Source organism: Cupriavidus yeoncheonensis, assembly GCF_905397275.1.
In the GTDB taxonomy this organism is placed as follows: Bacteria; Pseudomonadota; Gammaproteobacteria; order Burkholderiales; family Burkholderiaceae; genus Cupriavidus; species Cupriavidus yeoncheonensis.
The window spans coordinates 1-20949 of the sequence record NZ_CAJPUY010000002.1; the positions used below are offsets into that span (position 1 = coordinate 1).

Sequence of the window (20949 nt, forward strand, 5' to 3'; positions counted from 1 at the left end):
AGGCCCTGAAATACAAAACGCCCGATGAGGTTCATCGGGCGTCAATTGCCTTGGCGGGCTAGGTGCCCAAGGTCGCCATCAAAACCTGTCAACCTATGTCAGGACTTGACAAAGGGCCGACGCCGCCTCAGGCGCTCTGCTGCGTATTGCTCGCCGCCTCCAGCTTCTCGCCGTTCTGGTGGTGATCCGCCTGTGTCTTGCCGTCGGCAGCCTTCTCGGCCTGCACGTCGGCAACGCGCACGCCCAGCAACTGGCGCAGACGCGCGCGCTCGGCCAGCACCTTGGCGCCGTAGCCGCCGTCGGTGTTGGTGGTGGCGCCCACGTAGTACTTCAGGCCGCCTTCGATCGAACCGGCACGGGCGATGCAGTCCTTCAGCACCAGCGCGCCGATCTTGATGTTGGCGTACGGATTCAGTGCGGCGGTCACGCCGCCGACAGCCTGGTACTTGTCCTGATGCACCTTGGTCATGACCTGCATCAGGCCCTGCGCACCGACGCCACTTTCGGCATACGGGTTGAAGCTGGACTCGATCGCGATCACGCCCAGGATCAGCAGCGGGTCGATGCCGACCTCGCGGCCGGTCATGTAGGCTGCCTTGACCAGTTGCGCGGTGGCCTGCGCCGCCACGCGGTACTTGCGCGCAATGTAGTCGGACACGGCCGCCTGTTCGCGCGCGGTGCCAAGCGTGCTGGTGCTGCGAGCGTCGAGCGCCACGCGGGTCACCGGGATCTGGGCCGCCAGGTGGGCCACGGATGGCACCTTGGCGGCCGACGCCACGCTCCATTCATCCACGCCCGACACGGTCGGCAGGCCCGCGCGGCCATAGCCGAGCTTGGCTGCCGCCACGTCCGCCGTACTCGAAGGCACGGCAGCGCTGGCGATGGCCGGCACAGGTGCAGGCGCCGCGGCGCCCACCAGCACAGCCGGCGCTTCGTCGCCGGCCAGCAAGGCCGCCACCGTGGTGCGCCATTCCTGGCTCAGCGACAGCGAGACGGCCGAAACGACCGATACCACGCCGAGACTGTTCAGGGCGTACTTCAAAGTTGTGCGGCCCCCGCGCAAGGCGCGGCCCGCGACCGGATGCGCAAATCGGAACTGAAACGCCCGATTCACTCCGGGTACCGGCTTTCTGAGGCGGACCTGCAATGCCCGCCCGATGCCGGGAAGATGAAGGGTTTTCCAACCGCTCATGCTTACCTCCATCCGTTGCCCGCTGCACGCGCCAGACAGCTGCACGCACCCGATCTCAACGTACTCAAGTAAGGATGCTGCGCTGCCTAGCAGTGGCAACCGGCACCTGTTGGTGGGCGCTCCCCATGCGCCCAACTAGAAACAGGGCACGCTCTTGGGGGAGCACGCCCTGCCACGGACAACTCAGAACGCCCGGCGAGTCGGCAGAGCGCAACCGGTCGAGCCCCTGGGGCCCGCCTACCGGTCTGGATGGAGGAATCTTCTGCTCACATTTTTTATGTGCACCCCTTGACACAAGGGGAAATTCCATGTTGCAACACAACATTCCATCGAGCAGACGCGATTGTAGGAACGCTTTTATAACCAGTCAAGAATAACGATCAGGAATAACAGTACTTTTGGTTATTAGTAACAGGCCCCACGGGGTGAGATGAACGCCACTCGAAGGCCGGGAATCGTAGGCCAGGCCTAGGCCCGTCCCGATTCTAACGACGCCGGCGCGGTCAAAAAACTTACAATTTGCGTTGACGCAAACAAGCGTTTTTTTTGCCGGGACGCTCGTGCGTGTGTATCGTGGCACACATCACAGGGGCGCACCGGCATTGCCGCGGCGCCGCACCAGGACCAGAATTCACTATGCAATACAAAGACTTGCGCGATTTCATCAACCAGCTTGAGCAACAAGGGGAGCTGCGACGCGTCAGCACGCCGGTGTCCCCCAACCTGGAAATGACGGAGATCTGTGACCGCTTGCTGCGCGCTGGCGGGCCGGCTGTCCTGTTCGAGCGCCCGGCGGGCTGTGGCAGCCCTGACGGCATCTATAAGGTTCCAGTGCTCGCCAACCTGTTCGGGACAACACGAAGGGTGGCGCTGGGCATGGGTGCGGAATCGCTGGAAGACCTGCGCGACATCGGCCGGGTGCTGTCCGCGCTAAAGGAACCCGAGCCGCCGCGCGGACTGCGCGAGGCCGGCAAGCTGTTCACGCTGGCCAAGTCGGTCTGGGACATGGCACCCAAGCGCGTCAGCAGCCCCGCCTGCCAGGAGATCGTCTGGGAAGGCAATGACGTAGACCTGTCGCGCCTGCCGATCCAGACCTGCTGGCCCGGCGATGCCGCGCCGCTGATCACGTGGGGGCTGGTCGTCACCAAGGGGCCGCACAAGAAGCGGCAGAACCTGGGTATCTACCGCCAGCAGGTGATCGGCCGCAACCAGGTCATCATGCGCTGGCTGGCCCACCGTGGCGGCGCGCTCGACTTCCGCGAACACGCGCTGGCCAACCCTGGTAAGCCATTTCCGATCGCCGTGGCGCTCGGCGCCGACCCGGCAACAATCCTCGGCGCGGTCACGCCGGTGCCCGACACCCTGTCCGAGTACCAGTTCGCCGGCCTGCTGCGGGGCAGCCGCACGGCGCTGGCCGGATGCCTGACGCCAACGCTGTCCGAGCTGAGCGTGCCGGCTTCGGCCGAGATCGTGCTGGAAGGCCATATCCAGCCTGACCCGGAACATCCGTCGGGTTACCAGCACGCGCTTGAGGGCCCCTATGGCGACCACACCGGCTACTACAACGAGCAGGACTGGTTCCCGGTCTTCACCATCGACCGCATCACCATGCGGCGCGATCCGATCTACCACTCGACCTACACCGGCAAGCCGCCCGATGAGCCGGCGGTGCTCGGCGTGGCGCTCAACGAGGTGTTCGTGCCGCTGCTGCAAAAGCAGTTCCCGGAGATCACCGACTTCTACCTGCCGCCCGAAGGCTGCAGCTACCGCATGGCGCTGGTGCGCATGAAGAAGCAGTACGCCGGCCATGCCAAGCGCGTGATGTTCGGCGTGTGGAGTTTCCTGCGGCAATTCATGTACACCAAGTTCATCGTGGTCGTGGACGACGATATCGACGTGCGCGACTGGAAGGAAGTGATCTGGGCCATCACCACGCGCGTCGATCCCGCGCGCGACACGGTCATGGTGGAGAACACGCCGATCGACTACCTGGACTTTGCGTCGCCGGTATCCGGGCTTGGTTCCAAGATGGGCATCGACGCCACCGACAAGTGGCCGGGCGAGACCACGCGCGAATGGGGCCGCACGATCAGCATGGATCCGGCCGTCAAGGCCAGGGTGGACGGCATGATGGCCACCCTGTTCGACCGCCCTGCCGGCGCGTGAGCCCGGACGCCGCTATCATGTCAGGCTGAACCGCGGAGCGGCGCGGGACGCACCCCTCCGCCCCGTTCGACCTCAGCATCCCCTCACGATCCGATACCCGCGACAGACGGGAGCCAGGAGGAGACATGACGACCCTCGCAGACGGGAACCTGATGTGGACGCCGTCCGCCGCTTTCCGCGACCGCAGCCAGCTCGCGCAGTTCATGCGCTGGCTCCAGCGCGAACGGGGGCTCGCGTTCGATGATTACGCCAGCCTCTGGCAGTGGTCGGTCACCGAGATCGAAACCTTCTGGGATGCGGTGCGCACGTACTTCGACGTGCGCTTCGATACGCCCGCGCAGCGCGTGCTGGACCGGCGCGCAATGCCCGGCGCGCGCTGGTTCGAAGGCGCCAGCCTGAACTACGTGCAGCAGGTGTTCCGCCACGCCGGCAACGGCCCTGTCCGCCAGCGTGCGGCCATCCGTCATGCGGGAGAGAATCGTCCGCTGGAAGACGTGAGCTGGGATACGCTCGAAGCACAGGTCGCGTCGCTCGCGCATGCGCTGCGCAAGATGGGCGTGCGCCGCGGCGACCGCGTGGCCGGCTACCTGCCGAATATCCCGGCGACCATCGTTGCCTTCCTCGCCACGGCCAGCCTGGGCGCGGTATGGTCGGGCTGCGCGCCGGACATGGGCCAGGTGGCCGTAATCGATCGCTTCCGCCAGATCGAGCCCAAGGTGCTGATCGCGGTGGACGGCTATCGCTACGGCGGCAAGGACTATGACCGGGCGCCGGTCGTGGCGGACCTCGTCGCCGCCCTGCCCTCGCTCACCGATGTGGTCATCGTCCCGCACACGGGCAACCAGGTCCGTGCACGCGCTGGCGTATGCGTCCAGGCATGGCACGACGTGCTGTCCCACCGCGTGCCGCTGGCCATGGAATCCGTGCCATTCGACCATCCGTTGTGGATCGTCTATTCATCCGGCACCACGGGCATGCCCAAGCCGATCGTGCACGGCCATGGCGGCATCGTCATCGAGCAACTCAAGCTGATGGCGTTCCATAACAACCTCGGCCCCGACGACGTGTTCCACTGGTACAGCAGCAGCGGCTGGATCATGTGGAACGCGCAGGTCGCCGGACTGCTGCTGGGCACGACCATCGCGCTCTATGACGGCAACCCGGCATGGCCGGATGCCGGCGTGCTGTGGCGCTTCGTCGACGACGCGCGCGTCACGGTGTTCGGCGCCGGCGCGGCCTTCTTCACCAACTGCATGAAGGCCGGTGTCGAGCCGGCGCGCATCGCCGACGTGTCGCGGCTGCGTGGACTGGGCTCGACCGGCTCGCCGCTGCCGGTGGAAGCCTACGACTGGATCTACCGCCACGTGCGCGGCGACATCTGGCTGGCGCCGATGTCGGGCGGCACCGATTTCGCCGGCTCCTTCGTCGCCGGCTGCCCGCTGCTGCCGGTGTATTCCGGCGAGATGCAGTGCCGCTGCCTCGGCGCCAAGGTAGAGGCCTACGACGACAACGGACGGGCCCTGATCGACCAGGTCGGCGAACTGGTCTGCACGGAGCCGATGCCGTCGATGCCGCTGTTCCTGTGGGGCGATGCCGATGGCAAGCGCTACCGCGACAGCTACTTTGACACCTACCCCGGCGCATGGCGGCATGGCGACTGGATCAGGATCACGGCGCGCGGCGGCGCCATCATCTATGGCCGCTCCGACGCCACCATCAACCGGCACGGCATCCGCATGGGCACCAGTGAGTTGTACCGCGTGGTGGAAGAGCTGCCCGAAGTCCTGGACAGCATGGTGGTGGATCTCGAGTACCTGGGCCGGGAGTCGTACATGCCGCTGTTCGTGGTGCTGCGCGACGGACTCGTGTTGGACGACGCTTTGCGCGACACGCTGCGCAGCCGCATTCGCGACGCGCTGTCGTCCCGCCACGTTCCCAACGAGATCCTCCAGGCGCCGGCCGTGCCGCGCACGCTGTCCGGCAAGAAGATGGAAGTCCCGATCAAGAAGCTGCTGCTTGGGCATGCGCCGCACAGCATTGCGAACCGCGACGCCATGGCCAACCCGGACAGCCTGGACTGGTACTTTGCCTACGCCGGACGATATCTTGCGGCTCGGCAGGCCGAGTCCGCCCCGGTCTGAAGAGCCTGAAGCGCCGTGCGCCCGGCGAACGTCAGAACTCCACGTCGAGTTCGCTGATCTCGTCGGGCTCCTGCTTGGCTGCGGCAATCCACTCCTGCAGTTCGGGCATGGCCAGGATCTGCTTGCAGTACTCGACGGGCACCGGGTCCAGCATCACGCCGTAGGTGACGAAGCGCGTTACCACCGGCGCATACATGGCGTCGGCCATGGTGCGCGCGCCAAACAGGTAGGGCCCGCCATAGCGCGTCAGGCAATCCGTCCAGATGGCTGTGATGCGATCGATATCGGCCTGTGCGCGCGACCACACCTTCAGGCCGGGGAAATGCCCCTTGAGGTTCATCGGCAAGGCCGCGCGCATGGCGGCGAAGCCTGAATGCATCTCCCCGCAGATCGCGCGGCAATGCGCGCGCGCGGCGCGGTCGTCCGGCAGCAGCCCCGCCTCCGGACGGATCTCGTTCAGGTATTCGGCGATCGCCAGGGTGTCCCAGACGGTCACGTTCTGGTGGCGCAGGCAGGGCACCAGGATCGAGGGCGACAGCAGGAGGATTTCGGCGCGCACGGCCGGATCGTCCGGGGTCACCAGCACCTCGTCGAACTCCAGGCCGGCAAAGCGCGCCAGCAGCCATCCGCGCAGCGACCAGGACGAATAGGTCTTGCTGCTGATGGTGAGTGTGGTCTTGCCCATCTCGCCTCCTTGTCGCCCGTCGCGACGATCTGCACGATTGCCGGCCGTCCGGCGCAACGCACCCATGCGGTGCAGCGGGTCGCACCAGCGTGAAGCCCTTCCTTGCGCCGCCGGCCCGCCGCCCCTTTTAGGCGGCTATCACACCACTCACGGCCCGTTTCGCCCGCTCTCGCCGTGCGGCTCGCAAAGCTTGTGCCACCATTGATGCGGATGGCATATATATTGCGGATAGCGGGCCCACGAATTCACGGGAGGCGAGCCATGCTGTACCAGGCGTATCAGACCTACGCGGACATGATGCAACCGGGCTGTACGCTGGCCGATCTCACCGCATCCATGCTTGCCATCAACCCGCGCTCCGTGGGTAGCGAGTCAGTGCGTTCGCTCTGGGCCGCCTGCGAAATTCTGGCGCTGGCACGCCTGACCCATCACCGGCCCGCTTTCGGTATTGACAGCGTAGTCGTCAACGGCGTGCCCGTGCAGGTTTCCGAGGAAGTCGTCGCCCGTACGCCATTCTGCTCGCTGCTGCACTTCCGCCGCCACGGCGTCGGCGGGCAGCCCCGCGTACTGCTGGTCGCACCGATGTCCGGTCACTTCGCCACGCTGCTGCGCGGCACCGTGCAGACTATGCTGACCGACCATGACGTCTACATTACCGACTGGCACAACCCGCGCGATATCCCGCTGCTTGCCGGCCGCTTCGGCTTCGACGAGTTTGTCGGGCACCTGATCACGTTCATGCACGAACTCGGCGGACACACGCACCTGGTAGCCGTGTGCCAGCCCACCGTCGCCGCATTGGCCGCCGCCGCGCTGATGGCCGAGGACGAGGATCCGGACCAGCCGCCCAGCCTGACGCTCATGGCCGGTCCGATCGACGCGCGCGTCAATCCAACCAAGGTCAACGAGCTGGCCATGAGCCGGCCGATTGAATGGTTCGAGAGCACGCTGATTGGCTTCGTCCCGCTGCGCTTTGCCGGCGGGCTGCGCCGCGTCTACCCGGGCTTTGTCCAGCTGCTGGCCTTCATGAGCATGAACCTGGAAAAGCACGATCAGGCGCTGCGCGAAATGCACGCGCTGCGCTCGCGCGGCGAACATGAAAGGGCCGATACCATCCAGGATTTCTACGTCGAATACTTCGCCACCATGGACCTCACGGCGGAGTTCTACCTTGAGACTGTCAGCATGGTATTCCAGCGTTTCCTGTTGGCGCAGGGACTGCTGGAAGTGGCCGGACGCCGCGTATCCACGCGTGCCATCCGCCGCACGGCGCTGCTGACCGTGGAAGGCGAACGCGACGACATCTGCGCCATCGGCCAGACCATGGCCGCCCAGGACCTGTGTGGCAGCCTGCGGCCGTACCTGCGCATGCACCATGTGCAGACCGGCGTGGGCCACTATGGCGTCTTCAACGGCAAGCGCTGGGAGACCCAGGTCTATCCGCTGGTCCGCGACACGATCTATATGCGGGATTGACGCGGCCGGCAGCCGCGGCAACCCGCGGGCCCGATTGCATCAGGGGCCACGGCGAATACAATGCGCAGTCCAACACCGGACCCAGCATGGCATCGCTACACATCCAACGCTTTCAGGACCAGGACCTGGTCCGCATCGGCCACGACGAAAACTACCTGCTGCTTGCGCCGCGGCATGGCGGGCGGCTGGTGCGCTGGGTCCTGCACGGGGAGGACATCCTCTACTGGCCCGACCAGGCCGACTGGAGCCGCCCTGCGAAGATCCGCGGCGGCAATCCGCTGCTGTTCCCGTTTATCGGAAGGCATTTTGCCGACGGGCAGGTTGGGCACTGGCGCGACGCGGATGGCACCGTCCACGCATTGCCGCAGCACGGCTTTGCGCGCGATCTGCCCTTTGCCGTCGCCAACAACGTGGACGACAGCATCGCCATGGTTCTGGAGGCGTCGGACACTACCCGGACCGGCTATCCCCACGCCTTCCGCTTCGAGGCGCACTACCGCCTGATCGACCGTGGGCTGGAAGTGGCCCTGCGCACCGAAAACACTGGCAGCACGCGCCTGCCCTACTATGCCGGCCACCATTTCTATTTTCGCCTGCCCGCCGCGCAGCGGCGCAAGAGCCGCCTGCTACTCCCGGCAACGGCACGGGTACGACAGGAGCTGGATGGCCGGCTGACAACGGCGTTGTTGGGTGACCCCGCCTATGCACTGGACGATGAACGCCTGCAAGACACTTTCCATGTGCTGCAAGGCGCCGGGCCCGTCACATTGACCATGCCGGACCGGACGCTGGCGATTGACCTCGACATGCCAGGCGGCATCGCCTGGCATGCGGTTACCACATGGTCGGAAAGCGAGGACTACGACTTCTATTGCGTCGAGCCGTGGCTTGGCCTGCCTGACGCCATCCACAACGGCCAGGGCCTGCGCTGGCTGGAGCCCGGGCTACAGGAAACCGCCTTCTGCCGCCTGCGCGTGGATTAGATCGCCACCTCAGTGCTCGAAATCCAGCCCGCCGATCAGCACCGACGGGTCGGCCTGCGACAGCGAACTCCAGTCGAGCTGGCGCGGCTCCTGCCAGGCCTTCAGCTTGGCCGGCAAGGCCGCCAGATAGCCGGCAAAGCGCTGCGGGCCACCGTCCGCAAACAGGGCCTCGACCTCCAGCCCATCCCACGCCAGGGTGACATCGAGCGGATGCGTGAAACGCTTCAGTTCCACCGCCCCGTGGCCCCGGATGCGAACGCGGGCAGGCCAGCCGGCCGGCGTGCCCGGCAGGACTTCCACCTGCAAGCGGTGCGGGTAAAGGCGGACGATCGCTTCGACGATGCGCGGGATGCAGTCTGCTTCGAAACGCGCGATGAAATCGGTGGTCACGGTGGGCCCTTCTGTGTTGAGCAACTGTTGGACGGCTTTGCCGGAGGGCAGCAGTCGTTGCTGCAGGCAAGCATAAGGCCCAGCCGCACGGCCGGGCAACCAGCCGGCTGGCGCGATCGGCAATTGCGGCGGGGTGGCACCAAATCGTGCTAGAATCCGGCCCCAAGTCATGCCAGAGGCATGACAAGGCGGGCGTCGTATAATGGCTATTACCTTAGCTTCCCAAGCTAAAGACGTGGGTTCGATTCCCATCGCCCGCTCCACTGCCAAGTCTCTTGGCGTGTGCGGCTGGCCCCCAGACGGGCCGATAGGCAGCAGGAAGACACTCGTTGTCCCCCGTTGCGGCCGACTCCATCTCCCGGAGTAGCTTTGCCGCATTCGCAACCCTGGTTTTTCGCCGGGGTTACCCATGCTCCACACGGTCCGCCCGTTATCCGAGGATGATAAGTGCCATCTGAACAACGAGATGTATCTGTGCTGCACGCCAGCAAGAAACCGGTCCATGTGGCATTCGGCGTGGATGCAGGCTACTACCGTGGCATGGGGGTAGCCATCACATCCGTTGTGGAAAACAACCCGGGGCTGGATTTCGTTTTCCATGTTTTCGCTTTCTCCATCACGGCAGACAATCAGAAAAAGCTGGAGAAGCTGAAGGAACAGTATGGCGTAGCTGTTCAGCTCCATCTGCTCGACACTGCCGCCCTTGATGAGTTCCGCCAGTTCCCCTGCTTCAGCAAGCATTCGCTGGGTACGTTCATCCGCTTGCTGATCCCAACGACGCTGAAGGGCATCGCGGATCAAGTGTTGTACCTGGATGCTGACCTGCTTTGCTTCGGCGACCTGTCCGACCTGCTTGCGATCGATCTCGGGGACTGCATCGCCGCGGCGGTCGCCGATGAGAAGGACACTACTGTCAACACACAGATTCCGGCACTGGGGCTGAAACACGGCCACTACTTCAATGCAGGTGTCATGTACATCGATGTGCGGAACTGGGTTGCCGCCGACATCCAGCAGGTCGCGTTGAAGGCTCTCTCGACGCTGGACATGCGATTTGCGGACCAGGATGCCCTTAACATCGCGCTCGATGGCAGGGTCAGATATGTTGAAACGAAGTGGAACTATCGATATCACCTCGTTGACTACCTGACACGCGGCGAAACCAAGCTGAACGTCTCACAGCCTTACGTTTTCATGCACTTCACCGGCCCGGTAAAACCGTGGCACACCTGGTGCCTGCATGATATCCGGGACTTATTCACGGAAATCCAGTCTCGCTCGCCATGGGCGGAGTCGCCACTTGACGGGCCGCGAACCGCGCGTGAACTGAAACTGTTCTCCAAGTTCCTGATCACACAACACCGCATTGCCGAAGGCGTCTACTGGCATTGCCGCTACCTGAGATCGCGGCTGAAGCAAAAACTGAAATCCTCATAGGGCTCTCGCCTGCGAACTAACCGTTTTACGCAAGTAAGTGCAGACCAAGAAGAGAATGACTCAACAACTTGATCAAAGCCTCGCTTCAACCGCTTCAGTGTCGGGCTTTGCTTCCATGGAAAGGGACAACGCGATATTCCGCGTCATGACCCGATTTGCCGCATTTATCCTTGCTGCTTTTTACGTGCTCGCGCTGATCGTCGATCGTGCGGCCGGAGTACTTTACGGCCTGCTGATTGTGCTGGGCCTTGCAGTTTTGATCTACCGCTGGAAGTCACAGAAGCGATTATTTGCCGACCAGATAAGGCGCTACTGGCCGCTAGCCCTCGCAATGGCCGCACCGATGTTGGCGGTAATAGCAAACGAGATTTCAAGGCTGCAATTCTCAGGCCGAAGCATTGATGCTCCATCGCGACTGGCTCTTTTTGCGCTGGTGCTCTGGACTGTTTCTCGCACACCGCTTCGATATTTGCGCCATTTGCAGTGGGCCTTTGTGGTCGGTGCGATCTTGTCCACCATCAAGATCCACGTATTAAGCCACGGCGGGCAAGACAGGTATCTGACGGACTTTATACCCATTACCATCTTCATTGAAATGGCTATGGTGCTCGGAACGTATGGGTTATTCTCAATTGCCTGGAACTCGAGGCAGAACAAGACTCAGATCGCGATTAAAGTCTTGGCGGCAGCGGCGATCCTGTATGGCAGCTACCTTTCCCAGTCACGCGGGGCATGGATAACCATACCCCTGTTCAGTGGTATTGCGCTGTACTCCAGTGGAATTCTGCCAAAGGGCCGCAAGCTTGCTGTGGCAGTCGTGATTGCGTTTGCGCTTATCGCGGCCATGAGCCAAGCCAGGCTAGTCAAGGATCGCATCGCCGATGCACGCAATGACATCGAACAGTATGTAACCGGAAGCAATGTCGAAACCTCAATCGGCTTCCGGTTTCAGCTATGGCATGGATCCGTCGTGATCTTCCGGGAGCATCCGGTTTTCGGTGTAGGTGCCGACAAGTATCGCGACGCCCTTGCAGATCTGGCAAATCGGAAAATCATTACCCCATCCGCTGCCATTTTTGCCCATTCGCACAACGAATTTCTCTTCAATGCCGCCAAATTGGGCTTGTTTGGCATTGCTGCCTTGCTGGCCTTGTACCTGGTGCCTGCCTACTATTTCGTGCGGGATCTCCGGCACCGCGACAAGGAAGTCCGTGCCGCGGCTTGCATGGGCGCCTCCTTATGCGGCGGCATTTTTGTGCTCGGCCTGACCGATGTAGTATTCCTTTGGTGGGAAGTTTTTCCCTTCTACGCGGTGGGCATTGCCACATTCTTGAGCTTCATCGACAAGAAAAAAGCCGCCATACCGGCTCCACAAGGCGCCGCCGGGTAGATGCCGCTGATCAGGTAAAATTCCACTTCTCCGCAGCAGCACCGCGCCGCAAGACGGACTGCTTCAGATTTGAACAACTTGCCCGCCGCGAAGGCCTGCAGCCAAATGGCCGACGCGGTGCATCCCTTGCCGTAAGCTGCCTGAACCGCCGGTCGCAAGACCTCCAGCGGTCCTCCCGACGGCTTTTTCGTTGCCATGCCTGCCCAAGACCCCAGTACCGAAGCCATCTCGACTAAAGACGTTCCAAGTGGCGAGAACGTTGAAGCGCCATCCACGACCGATCCCGAAGGCGTCGCCCACCCCCGCCGCATCCGCTCCTTCGTCCGGCGCGCCGGCCGCACCTCCACCGGCCAACAACGCGCCATCGATGAAGTAGGCCCACGGCTGCTGGTACCCTACGCCCCCCAGCCGCTGGACTGGGAAGCCACATTCGGCCGCAAGGCCCCTGCCATCCTTGAGATCGGTTTCGGCATGGGTGAAACCACCGCGCATATCGCGCAGTTGCGCCCGCAGGACAATTTCCTTGGCTGCGAAGTGCACGAACCCGGCGTGGGCGCGCTGCTCAAGCTGGCGGATGAGCGTGCTATCGGCAACATCCGGATCGTCCAGCATGATGCCGTGGAAGTCATCGCGCATATGCTCACCGAGAACTGCCTGGACGGCGTGCATATCTACTTCCCCGACCCGTGGCACAAGAAGCGCCACAACAAGCGCCGGCTGGTGCAGCCGCCGCTGGTGAAGCTGCTGGCCGGGCGTCTGAAGCCGGGCGGCTACATCCACTGCGCCACTGACTGGGAAGAGTACGCGCACCAGATGGTGGAAGTGCTGTCCGGCGAGCCGGCCCTGGAGAACACGTCCTCGGCGGCTGATGGCTTCTCGGAGCGGCCGGAATATCGCCCCATTACGAAGTTCGAGCGCCGCGGCGTACGGCTCGGGCATGGCGTCTGGGATGTAGTGTTCCGCAAGCGCGGCTGAACCGCTCCACCGGCGCAAACAAAAAGGCGTGGCACATTGGCCACGCCTTTTTTGCTTCCGGCATATGCCTTGTCAGGCGTGCCAGGAAACGAGCCCGGTGTACGCGGTAGCCAGCACGATGATGCCGAATGCAATCCGGTACCAGGCAAATGGCTTGAAGTCGTGCGTGGCGACGAAGCGCAGCAGCCAGCGCACGCACAGGAAAGCGGACAGGAAGGCGAAGACGAAACCGACCCCGAAGATGCCCAGGTCGTCCGCGGACAGCAGCGCGCGGGCCTTGTACAGCTCGTACACGGTCGCTCCGAAGATCACGGGGATGGCAAGGAAGAACGAGAACTCGGTCGCCACCTGGCGCGACAGGCCGAACAGCATGCCGCCGATGATGGTGGCGCCCGATCGCGACGTCCCCGGCACCAGCGCAAAGCACTGAGCAAGGCCGACCTTCAGGGCATCGCGCCAGTTCAGGTCGTCGACCGATTCGATGCGCGGCGCACCGGCCTTGGCGGCTTGCAGCAATGCATTGCCGCGCGGATTGCTCACCACCGCGCGGCGGCCCTCGCGCCATTCGGCCAGCAGGATCACCACACCGCCGACGATGAAGGCCAGCGCCACCGTGATCGGGTTGAACAGGTGGGCCTTGATCCATTTGCCGAACACCAGCGCCAGCACGATGGCCGGCACCGTCGCCACGATCACGTTGATGGCAAAACGCTGCGCCTTGGGGTCCGTCGTCAGCCCGGCCAGCACGTTGCCGATGCGCCGGCGAAACTCCCAGCAGACCGCCAGGATGGCGCCGAACTGGATGACGATCTCGAAGATCTTGCCCTTTTCATCATTGAAGTCGAGCAACTGGCCGGCCAGGATCAGGTGGCCGGTGCTCGAAATAGGCAGAAACTCGGTCAGTCCTTCGACGATGCCGAGTATGACGGCTTTTAGGGCAAGTGCGATTTCCATGGATGGGATCGTTTAGGCGGGGACATGTCCGATGTTGGCCGGATGATGCCTGCTCTGTGGCTCAGGGGCGATTGATTTTGACGTTGATGCCGTCAGACAAGACGGTGATTGTACCGGGCTCGACATCACTTCCCGCAAGGCGCAGCTGGTCCGGCCGGAAGGTGTACAGCGCGTAGCCCTGCAGGAACTGTTCAGCCACGATCCCGCCCAGCGCATTGATCTGGCGCGAAAACTGGCCGGGCAGGCCCTGCACGTCGAACTGCCGGACTTCCGGATCCTGCAGCACGACCGAATGACTCTGGGCGTCGTAACGCAGCCCGCTATCCAGCGCAAACCGGCCCGCCAGCGCCTGGCGGAAGAACAACTTGTTGTCAACGGTGGCATCGAACTGCAGGTTGACACGATTGCGCGCCGGGTCGAGCGTCAGGCGCGGGTTCGACAACTGGATGTCGAACAGCTCCAGGTAGCGCTTGCTGAACGGGAACTTATGCTCGAGCGCCGACTGCAACTGGCTCTGCGAGAAGGTGTAGTCATTACCGAAGGAACCGCAGGCGCCCAGCCAGACAGTCACCACGGCAGCGGCGATGGCGCCTGTCCAGCGCCGCCGGGAAATCCGGATCATATTGCCTCCGATGGAGTGGGTTTGCGCCGATCGGCGCGGGCGGCCCTAGTTGGCCCTTAGTTGGCCCTTAGTTAGATGTCGCGCCGCGGCCGTCAGGCGCGGTCAGGATCTCGAGTTTCGTGAGCCAGCGCAGTGCGGATTCGCGAGAGTCGCCGCACATTTCGGCGGATGGCTGCAGGCCGCCGCAGAAGGCCGGCCGCTCGGGCCGGCCGAACACGGCGCACCTCGCATCCGGCAGCAGCTGCGCGCAGCGAACTCCGGCCGGCTTGCCCGCGGGCATGCCGGGAAGCGGCGATGCGATTGACGGCGCGATGCAGCAGGCGCCGCAACCGTCGCGGCAGGAAATGTGAGACTGGCAACTCATGGGAATGGTTCAGCAAGCCGCTTCCGGGCAATGGCAAACGCGCCATTGTGCCCGAATACCAGCCCGATCCTGCCGCCCTTCCGGGGATTCCGCATCAAGAGCACCCTGAATCACCTGTTGTATGGGTGCCGCGCCTTCGTACCGAGGCAGGGCGAACCCGGGTTGACCCCCGCTGCAGAGCCGCCCTACATTACTGACCCACAAGTTATTAATATTTGCGCTGCTGCTGCTTCATCCATGGCAACCCCCAGGAAGTCCCCCGTGACCAACCGCCCCGCTCACCCCAACGACGCCGAAGCACCGCGCTGGAGCCGGCGCAAGGCCGCGCGCCCGCAGGAACTGGTCAGCGCCGCGCTCGACTTGTTCGTCGAGCGCGGCTATGCCGCCACGCGACTGGAAGACGTGGCGGCAGCCGCCGGGGTCTCCAAGGGGACGGTGTACCTCTACTTTGCCAACAAGGAAGAGCTGTTCAAGACCGTGGTGCGCGAGAACCTGGTGCCGGCGCTGGCGCGGGGCACCGACCTGGTCGACCGGTTCGAGGGCTCGACGCCGGAGTTGCTGCGCGAACTGCTGCGTGGCTGGTGGGGACTGATCGGCGCCACGCCGGTGGCGGGCCTGACCAAGCTGATCATGGCGGAATCGGGCAATTTCCCGGACATCGCACGCTTCTACCAGGAAGAGGTGATGGTGCCTGGCGACGAACTGTTCGCACGCGTGCTGGCGCGCGGCGTGGAGCGCGGCGAGTTCCGCGCCCTGCCCTCCAACCCCGCCACCACGCTGGTCTGCGCGCCGCTGGTGTTCCTGATGCTCTGGCAGCGTGCGTTCGGCCTCTATGCGCACAAGGAAATCGACCCCGATGCCTATCTCGACAACCTGCTCGAGATGCTGCTGTTCGGCCTGACGACTGGTGAGACCCGCGACCGCCCGCTGCCGCCGAAGTCCGGCCCCTACGTCTGGGAAAAGCTCCGAGACGAGATGCAAGCCCAGCGGCTGGCGCAGCGCACCGACGAGCCGGACACGATGGCAACCCCTGGCGCCGCACAACAAGACAAGACATGAAGCGAAACAAGAAGATCCTGATCGCCGTGCTGGGCGCGGTGGCCGTACTCAGCGCCACCGCCGCCGTACGCAAGGCCGGCAGTGCGCGCCAGGCACATGCATCGGCGCAGGCCGCGGCGCCCTCCGTGGTGGAGTTCCTGCAGTCCGACCTGGTGCAGGCGGGCACGCATGACCTGCGGGTCGCGCTGCCGCTGTCGGGCAGTCTGCGCGCGCTGAACCAGGCCTCGGTCAAGGCCAAGGTCTCGGGCGAGGTGCAGCAGGTGCTCGTGCGCGAGGGCGAGGCCGTGCGCGCGGGACAGGTCATCGTACGCATCGACCCGACCGAGTACGAGGCCAAGGTCGCCCAGGCTCGCGGCCAGATGCTGGCGGCGCGCGGCCAGTTCGAGAACTCGCGCCAGACCTGGGAGCGCAACCGCGAACTGGTCGGCAAGGGCTTTATCTCGAAGACCGCGTTCGACAACTACCAATCCAACCTTGACGTGGCGCGCGCCAACCTGGACGCCGCCCAGGGCGGGCTGGCCGTCGCGCAGAAAGCGCTCAACGACACCGTGGTCAAGGCCCCGCTCGATGGCATGGTTGCCGCGCGCGCCGTGCAGCCCGGTGAAAAGGTATCGCCCGACACGCGCCTGATCGACGTGGTCGACCTGCGCGTGCTGGAACTGGAAGCACCCGTGCCGATGGCCGACGTGGCGCGCGCGTCGGTGGGCCAGTCGGTGCAACTGAACGTGGAAGGCGCCGGGCAGTTCACCGGCGCGCTCGTGCGCATCAACCCGGCCGTGAGCCAGGGCACGCGCAGCATCATGGTGTACGTGCGCGTGCAGAACGGCGACGGCAAGCTGCGCGCCGGCATGTTCGCGCGCGGCGCGCTAGTGCTCGGCGAGCGCAGCGGCGTGGTGTCGGTGCCGGCCTCGGCCGTACGCAGCGACGGCGACCGCGCCTTTGTCTATGTGGTCGAGAACGGCCTGCTGGCCGAACGCGCCGTGCAGACTGGCGTGCGCGACGACGGCAGCGGCCTGGTCGAGATCACCTCGGGGCTGGTCGCCGGCACCGAGATCGTGCGCAACAACCTGGGCACGCTGCGCAGCGGCAGCCAGGTGCGCCGCGTGAAAGCCTGAGGACGACGCGCCATGTGGTTCACCCGCCTGTCGATCCAGAACCCGGTGCTGGCCACCATGATGATGCTGGCCTTCATCGTGGTGGGCCTGTTCTCTTACCAGCGCTTGCCGGTGGACCAGTTCCCCGACATCACCTTTCCGGTGGTGGTGGTGCAGACCGAATACCCGGGCGCCGCACCGGAATCGGTCGAGTCCGACGTCACGCGCAAGGTCGAGGAGATCGTCAACACGATCTCGGGCATCGACGAGATCTTCTCGCACTCCTACCAGGGCACCTCCGTCGTCGTCGTCAAGTTCGACCTGAGCGTCGACGTTGGCCAGGCCGCGCAGGACGTGCGCGACAAGCTGGCGCTGATCCGCCCGCAGCTTCGCGACGAGGTCGAAGAGCCGCGTGTACTGCGCTACGACCCGACCGACGCACCGATCTTCTACCTCTCGGTCTCGAACGCGCCGGGCGCCCAGCGCAGCCAGCGCGAGCTGACGACCATTGCCGACCAGATCGTGCGCAAGCGGCTCGAGACCGTGCGCGGCGTGGGCGCGATCAACATCGTCGGCGGCACCAAGCGCGAGGTCGAGATCCGCATCCGCCCGGCGCAGCTCGAAGCGCTCGGCATCGGCATCGACCAGGTGATGAACGCCATCCGCAGCGAGAACCAGGAGCTGCCGGCCGGCGAGCTGCGCTCGTCCTCGACCGAGACCGTGGTGCAGATCAAGGGCCGCGTGCCGACGCCCGATGCCTTCCGCCACATCATCGTCGCGCGCCGCGCGGGCCAGCCGGTCACGCTGGGCGAGATCGCCGACGTGCGCGATGGCCAGGAAGAACAGGAAAGCCTCGCGCTGCTCGACGGCAAGCGCGCCCTCTTCCTCTCCGTGGTCAAGGCCCAGGGCCAGAACACGGTCGATACCGTCGACGGCCTGGTACGCATGGCCGATGAAGTGCGCAAGCTGGTGCCCGCGGGCGTGCAGCTTACCGTGGTCAACGACACCGCACGCGGCATCCGCAGCAGCGTGAAGGAAGTACGCTCCACGCTGCTCGAAGGCGCGCTGCTGACCGTGGCGATCGTCTTCCTGTTCCTGGGCTCGTGGCGCAGCACGGTCATCACGGGCCTGACGCTGCCGATCGCGCTGATCGGCACCTTCGGCGTGATGTACCTGTGCGGCTTCACGCTCAACGTGATCACGCTGATGGCGCTGTCGCTGTGCGTGGGCCTGCTGATCGACGATGCCATCGTGGTGCGCGAGAACATCGTGCGCCACAACCTGATGGGCAAGGACCACCGCACGTCGGCGCTCGATGGCACCGCCGAGATCGGGCTGGCGGTGCTGGCCACGACGTTCTCGATCGTCGCGGTGTTCCTGCCAGTGGGGTTCATGGGCGGCATCATCGGGCGCTTCTTCCACCAGTTCGGCATCACCGTGGTGGCGGCCGTGCTGATCTCGATGTTCGTGTCGTTCACGCTGGACCCGATGCTGTCCTCGGTCTGGCACGACCCCGACCTGCACGGCACCGGCAACAAGACCAGCTGGTACGGCCGCACCGTGGGCCGGCTGCTCGACTGGTTCTCGGCGCGCATGGACGCACTGGGCCATGGCTATGCCGGCATGCTGGGCTGGGCGCTCAGGCACCGGCTGGCCACTACGCTGATCGCGATCGTCACGTTCTTCGGCAGCTTTGCGCTGGTGCCGCTGATCGGCACGGAATTCGTGCCCGCGGCCGACCTTGGCGAAACGCAGGTCGGCTTCACCACGCCGGTCGGTACGTCGATGGAAGTCACCGAGGCCAAGGTGCGCCAGGTGGAAGCCGCGCTCAAGTCTTTCCCCGAAGTCGCCTATACCTACGCGACGATCAATTCCGGCAATACGTCCGGGCGCAACAACGCACTGGTGTCGGTGCGGCTGGTGGAGCGCCGCGCGCGCAAGCTGTCCACCGTGCAGCTCAACCCGAAGATCCGCGAGCGCCTGAGCGGAATTGCCGGCATCACGCTGACCATGGTCGGCATGCCCGACGGCGCCGGCGGCCAGAAGGCGGTCCAGGTGTCGATCCAGGGCGATGACCTCAACGAACTGCGGCGGCTGTCGCAGGAGGCCAGCCGCCGCATGCGGTCCATCCGCGGCCTGGCGGACCTGGATTCGAGCATGAAGGACGACCGGCCCACCGTCGAGGTGCGTATCCGCCGCGAACTGGCGTCGGACCTGGGCGTGGGCGTCGCCCAGGTCGGCAATGCGCTGCGGCCGCTGCTCGCGGGCGATGCCATCAGCTCATGGCGTGCACCGGATGACCAGAACTACGACGTGCGCGTGCGGCTGCCGCGCGACGCGCGCACCGGCCTGGCCGACCTGACCGCGTTGATGATCGCCAGCAACCAGACCAACCCCGACGGCACGCCGAAGATGGTGGCGCTGCGGCAGGTGGCCGACCTGGTGCCGACCACGGGCGCCAACCAGATCAGCCGCCGCGACCTGAACCGCGAAGTCGAGTTGACCGCCAACACCGCCGGGCGCTCGGCAGGCGAAGTCGCGCGCGACGTCAAGGCCGCGCTTGACGGCATGACCTGGCCGGCCGGCTACAAGTACCGCTTTGGTGGCTCGACCAAGTCGATGAACGAGTCCTTCGGCTACGCGGTGTCCGCGCTGGCGCTGGCCGTGATCTTCATCTACATGATCCTGGCGTCGCAGTTCGCCAGCTTCTTCCAGCCGATCGCCATCATGACCTCGCTGCCGCTCACGCTGATCGGCGTGTTCGCGGCACTGCTGCTGTTCCGCTCGACGCTGAACATGTTCTCGATCATCGGCTTCATCATGCTGATGGGGCTGGTCACCAAGAACGCGATCCTGCTGGTGGACTTTGCCAACCAGGCCCGGCGCGGGCACGTGGACGGCGCCGACGGCCAGGCGCCGCTCTCGCGCGAGGCCGCGCTGATCGAAGCCGCGCGCGTGCGGCTGCGCCCGATCCTGATGACCACGCTGGCCATGATCTTCGGCATGGTGCCGCTGGCCTTCAGCCTGGGCGAAGGCGCCGAGCAGCGCGCGCCGATGGGCCAGACGGTGATCGGCGGCATCATCACCTCGTCGATCCTGACGCTCGTGGTCGTGCCCGTGATCTATACGTACCTTGATGATTTCGCGGCGTGGCTGCGGCGACGCTGGCAGGGCAAGCCGGCAGTGGCGGCCAGTTCTCCCGCCGGGGCCGACGCAGGAGGAGCGGCACAACATCGGAGCGCCGAATGAGCCGGACGGCGCACGGAGGGTTAAAATACTGGGTTTGACAAGACTGCCCGGCCGTGGCACCGCGCGGCCCGGACACAAGCACCCACATAGCGGTTGGCATTGGTAAGGAATGGCAAGATGGATCTCGAAAAAGCCCGCTTCAACATGATCGAACAGCAAATCCGCCCATGGGATGTGCTGGACCAGGAAATCCTCGACCTGCTGGCAGTGGTCAAGCGCGAGGAATTCGTTCCCGCGGCCTACAAGGGCCTGGCCTTTGTCGACATGGAGATTCCGCTGCCGGGCGGCCAGAACATGCTGCCGCCGCGCGTGGAAGCCCGCATCCTGCAGGAACTGGCCGTGCGCAAGCATGAGAACGTGCTGGAAATCGGCGCCGGCTCCGGCTACATGGCCGCGCTGCTGGCCAACCGCGCGCGCCATGTGCTGACCGTGGACATCATGCCGGAACTCGTGGCCCTGGCCCGCCAGAACCTGGCCGACGCAGGTGTCACCAATGCCGACGTGGCCGAAGGCAACGCCGCCGACGGCTGGACCGCCGCGGCCCCGTACGACGTGATCTGCATCTCCGGCTCGCTGCCGGCCATCCCGCAGTCGATCCTGTCGCAGGTCAAGGTGGGCGGCCGCATCGCCGCGTTTGTCGGCGCGCTGCCGGTCATGGAAGCCCGCCTGGTCACGCGCCTGTCCGAAACCGAATACCAGGTGGTGAACCTGTTCGAGACCGCGGTCAAGCCGCTGATCGGCGCAGCCCAGCCGTCGCAGTTCCGTTTCTGAG

General features: G+C 64.8%; 17 protein-coding genes and 1 tRNA gene. 12 read left to right on the forward strand and 6 right to left on the reverse strand.

Translation table 11 applies throughout. The annotated features are described in order from the left end of the window. Positions 1-127 precede the first annotated feature (127 nt). Positions 128-1192, reverse strand: a complete 1065-nt coding sequence (locus KHO22_RS02310) for a lytic transglycosylase domain-containing protein (protein ID WP_211945494.1) — start codon at positions 1190-1192, stop codon at positions 128-130. Positions 1193-1828: 636 nt separating this feature from the next. On the opposite strand from KHO22_RS02310, the gene ubiD reads away from it, so the two are divergent. Together ubiD and KHO22_RS02320 are read left to right on the forward strand one after the other, a co-directional pair. After that, the gene (gene ubiD, locus KHO22_RS02315; RefSeq protein WP_211945495.1) at positions 1829-3358 is read left to right on the forward strand and encodes a 4-hydroxy-3-polyprenylbenzoate decarboxylase; all 1530 of its coding nucleotides are present in this window, start codon (positions 1829-1831) and stop codon (positions 3356-3358) included. 125 nt (positions 3359-3483) lie between these two features. Continuing rightward, entirely contained in the window at positions 3484-5499 is a 2016-nt protein-coding gene (locus KHO22_RS02320; protein ID WP_211945496.1) for an acetoacetate--CoA ligase, read from the forward strand. 31 nt (positions 5500-5530) lie between these two features. On the opposite strand, the gene KHO22_RS02325 is transcribed toward KHO22_RS02320, so the two are convergent. Beyond that, positions 5531-6184, reverse strand: a complete 654-nt coding sequence (locus KHO22_RS02325) for a glutathione S-transferase family protein (protein WP_211945497.1) — start codon at positions 6182-6184, stop codon at positions 5531-5533. A 261-nt stretch (positions 6185-6445) separates the two neighbouring features. Here KHO22_RS02325 and KHO22_RS02330 point away from each other — a divergent pair, with 261 nt between their 5' ends. Next, positions 6446-7660: a polyhydroxyalkanoate depolymerase gene (locus KHO22_RS02330; RefSeq protein ID WP_211945498.1), complete on the forward strand. Its 1215-nt coding sequence runs from the start codon at positions 6446-6448 to the stop codon at positions 7658-7660. An 86-nt stretch (positions 7661-7746) separates the two neighbouring features. Next, on the forward strand, positions 7747-8643 hold the full coding sequence (locus KHO22_RS02335; RefSeq protein WP_211945499.1) for an aldose epimerase family protein: 897 nt from the start codon (positions 7747-7749) through the stop codon (positions 8641-8643). Between the two features lie 9 nt (positions 8644-8652). On the opposite strand, the gene KHO22_RS02340 is transcribed toward KHO22_RS02335, so the two are convergent. Beyond that, complete coding sequence (locus tag KHO22_RS02340; protein ID WP_211945500.1) at positions 8653-9033, reverse strand: DUF5594 family protein; 381 nt, start codon at positions 9031-9033, stop codon at positions 8653-8655. Between the two features lie 188 nt (positions 9034-9221). Here KHO22_RS02340 and KHO22_RS02345 point away from each other — a divergent pair. From KHO22_RS02345 to trmB, 4 genes are all read left to right on the forward strand, one after another. After that, a tRNA-Gly gene (locus KHO22_RS02345) sits at positions 9222-9296 on the forward strand. Positions 9297-9507: 211 nt separating this feature from the next. Then, positions 9508-10470 (forward strand): glycosyltransferase family 8 protein, encoded by a 963-nt coding sequence (locus KHO22_RS02350; RefSeq protein ID WP_230426723.1) that lies wholly within the window; start codon positions 9508-9510, stop codon positions 10468-10470. Positions 10471-10507: 37 nt separating this feature from the next. After that, complete coding sequence (locus KHO22_RS02355; protein WP_230426724.1) at positions 10508-11860, forward strand: O-antigen ligase family protein; 1353 nt, start codon at positions 10508-10510, stop codon at positions 11858-11860. A gap of 195 nt (positions 11861-12055) precedes the next feature. Continuing rightward, positions 12056-12835, forward strand: a complete 780-nt coding sequence (trmB, locus tag KHO22_RS02360) for a tRNA (guanosine(46)-N7)-methyltransferase TrmB (protein ID WP_211945501.1) — start codon at positions 12056-12058, stop codon at positions 12833-12835. 72 nt (positions 12836-12907) lie between these two features. Here the strand turns inward: trmB and KHO22_RS02365 are convergent, their stop codons facing one another. The 3 genes from KHO22_RS02365 to KHO22_RS32425 form a co-directional block, all read right to left on the reverse strand. Beyond that, positions 12908-13789 carry an undecaprenyl-diphosphate phosphatase gene (locus KHO22_RS02365; RefSeq protein ID WP_211945502.1) on the reverse strand — a complete coding sequence of 294 codons (882 nt, stop codon included), beginning with the start codon at positions 13787-13789 and terminating at the stop codon, positions 12908-12910. Between the two features lie 61 nt (positions 13790-13850). Next, the gene (locus tag KHO22_RS02370; protein ID WP_211945503.1) at positions 13851-14411 is read right to left on the reverse strand and encodes a DUF1439 domain-containing protein; all 561 of its coding nucleotides are present in this window, start codon (positions 14409-14411) and stop codon (positions 13851-13853) included. Between the two features lie 67 nt (positions 14412-14478). After that, positions 14479-14775 carry a YkgJ family cysteine cluster protein gene (locus tag KHO22_RS32425; RefSeq protein WP_230426725.1) on the reverse strand — a complete coding sequence of 99 codons (297 nt, stop codon included), beginning with the start codon at positions 14773-14775 and terminating at the stop codon, positions 14479-14481. Between the two features lie 237 nt (positions 14776-15012). Between KHO22_RS32425 and KHO22_RS02375 the strand changes: the two genes are divergently transcribed. The 4 genes from KHO22_RS02375 (at position 15013) to KHO22_RS02390 (ending at position 20948) form a co-directional block, all read left to right on the forward strand. Continuing rightward, positions 15013-15834, forward strand: a complete 822-nt coding sequence (locus KHO22_RS02375) for a TetR/AcrR family transcriptional regulator (protein ID WP_211945504.1) — start codon at positions 15013-15015, stop codon at positions 15832-15834. Next, a complete protein-coding gene (locus KHO22_RS02380; RefSeq protein WP_211945505.1) occupies positions 15831-16949 on the forward strand; it encodes an efflux RND transporter periplasmic adaptor subunit in 1119 nt (372 codons plus the stop codon). Before KHO22_RS02375 ends, KHO22_RS02380 begins: the two co-directional genes overlap by 4 nt. A gap of 12 nt (positions 16950-16961) precedes the next feature. Next, positions 16962-20177: an efflux RND transporter permease subunit gene (locus KHO22_RS02385; RefSeq protein ID WP_211945506.1), complete on the forward strand. Its 3216-nt coding sequence runs from the start codon at positions 16962-16964 to the stop codon at positions 20175-20177. A gap of 117 nt (positions 20178-20294) precedes the next feature. Beyond that, entirely contained in the window at positions 20295-20948 is a 654-nt protein-coding gene (locus KHO22_RS02390) for a protein-L-isoaspartate O-methyltransferase family protein (protein ID WP_211945507.1), read from the forward strand. The last annotated feature ends 1 nt before the right edge of the window (position 20949 follow it).

Coding starts and splice junctions, on each gene's coding strand:
- KHO22_RS02320 (WP_211945496.1), top strand. CDS start 3,484: ATGACGACCCTCGCAGACGGGAACCTGATGTGGACGCCGTCCGCCGCT.
- KHO22_RS02330 (WP_211945498.1), top strand. CDS start 6,446: ATGCTGTACCAGGCGTATCAGACCTACGCGGACATGATGCAACCGGGC.
- trmB (WP_211945501.1), top strand. CDS start 12,056: ATGCCTGCCCAAGACCCCAGTACCGAAGCCATCTCGACTAAAGACGTT.
- KHO22_RS02370 (WP_211945503.1), bottom strand. CDS start 14,411: ATGATCCGGATTTCCCGGCGGCGCTGGACAGGCGCCATCGCCGCTGCC.
- KHO22_RS02310 (WP_211945494.1), bottom strand. CDS start 1,192: ATGAGCGGTTGGAAAACCCTTCATCTTCCCGGCATCGGGCGGGCATTG.
- KHO22_RS32425 (WP_230426725.1), bottom strand. CDS start 14,775: ATGAGTTGCCAGTCTCACATTTCCTGCCGCGACGGTTGCGGCGCCTGC.
- KHO22_RS02365 (WP_211945502.1), bottom strand. CDS start 13,789: ATGGAAATCGCACTTGCCCTAAAAGCCGTCATACTCGGCATCGTCGAA.
- KHO22_RS02375 (WP_211945504.1), top strand. CDS start 15,013: ATGGCAACCCCCAGGAAGTCCCCCGTGACCAACCGCCCCGCTCACCCC.
- KHO22_RS02390 (WP_211945507.1), top strand. CDS start 20,295: ATGGATCTCGAAAAAGCCCGCTTCAACATGATCGAACAGCAAATCCGC.
- KHO22_RS02380 (WP_211945505.1), top strand. CDS start 15,831: ATGAAGCGAAACAAGAAGATCCTGATCGCCGTGCTGGGCGCGGTGGCC.
- KHO22_RS02325 (WP_211945497.1), bottom strand. CDS start 6,184: ATGGGCAAGACCACACTCACCATCAGCAGCAAGACCTATTCGTCCTGG.
- KHO22_RS02335 (WP_211945499.1), top strand. CDS start 7,747: ATGGCATCGCTACACATCCAACGCTTTCAGGACCAGGACCTGGTCCGC.
- ubiD (WP_211945495.1), top strand. CDS start 1,829: ATGCAATACAAAGACTTGCGCGATTTCATCAACCAGCTTGAGCAACAA.
- KHO22_RS02385 (WP_211945506.1), top strand. CDS start 16,962: ATGTGGTTCACCCGCCTGTCGATCCAGAACCCGGTGCTGGCCACCATG.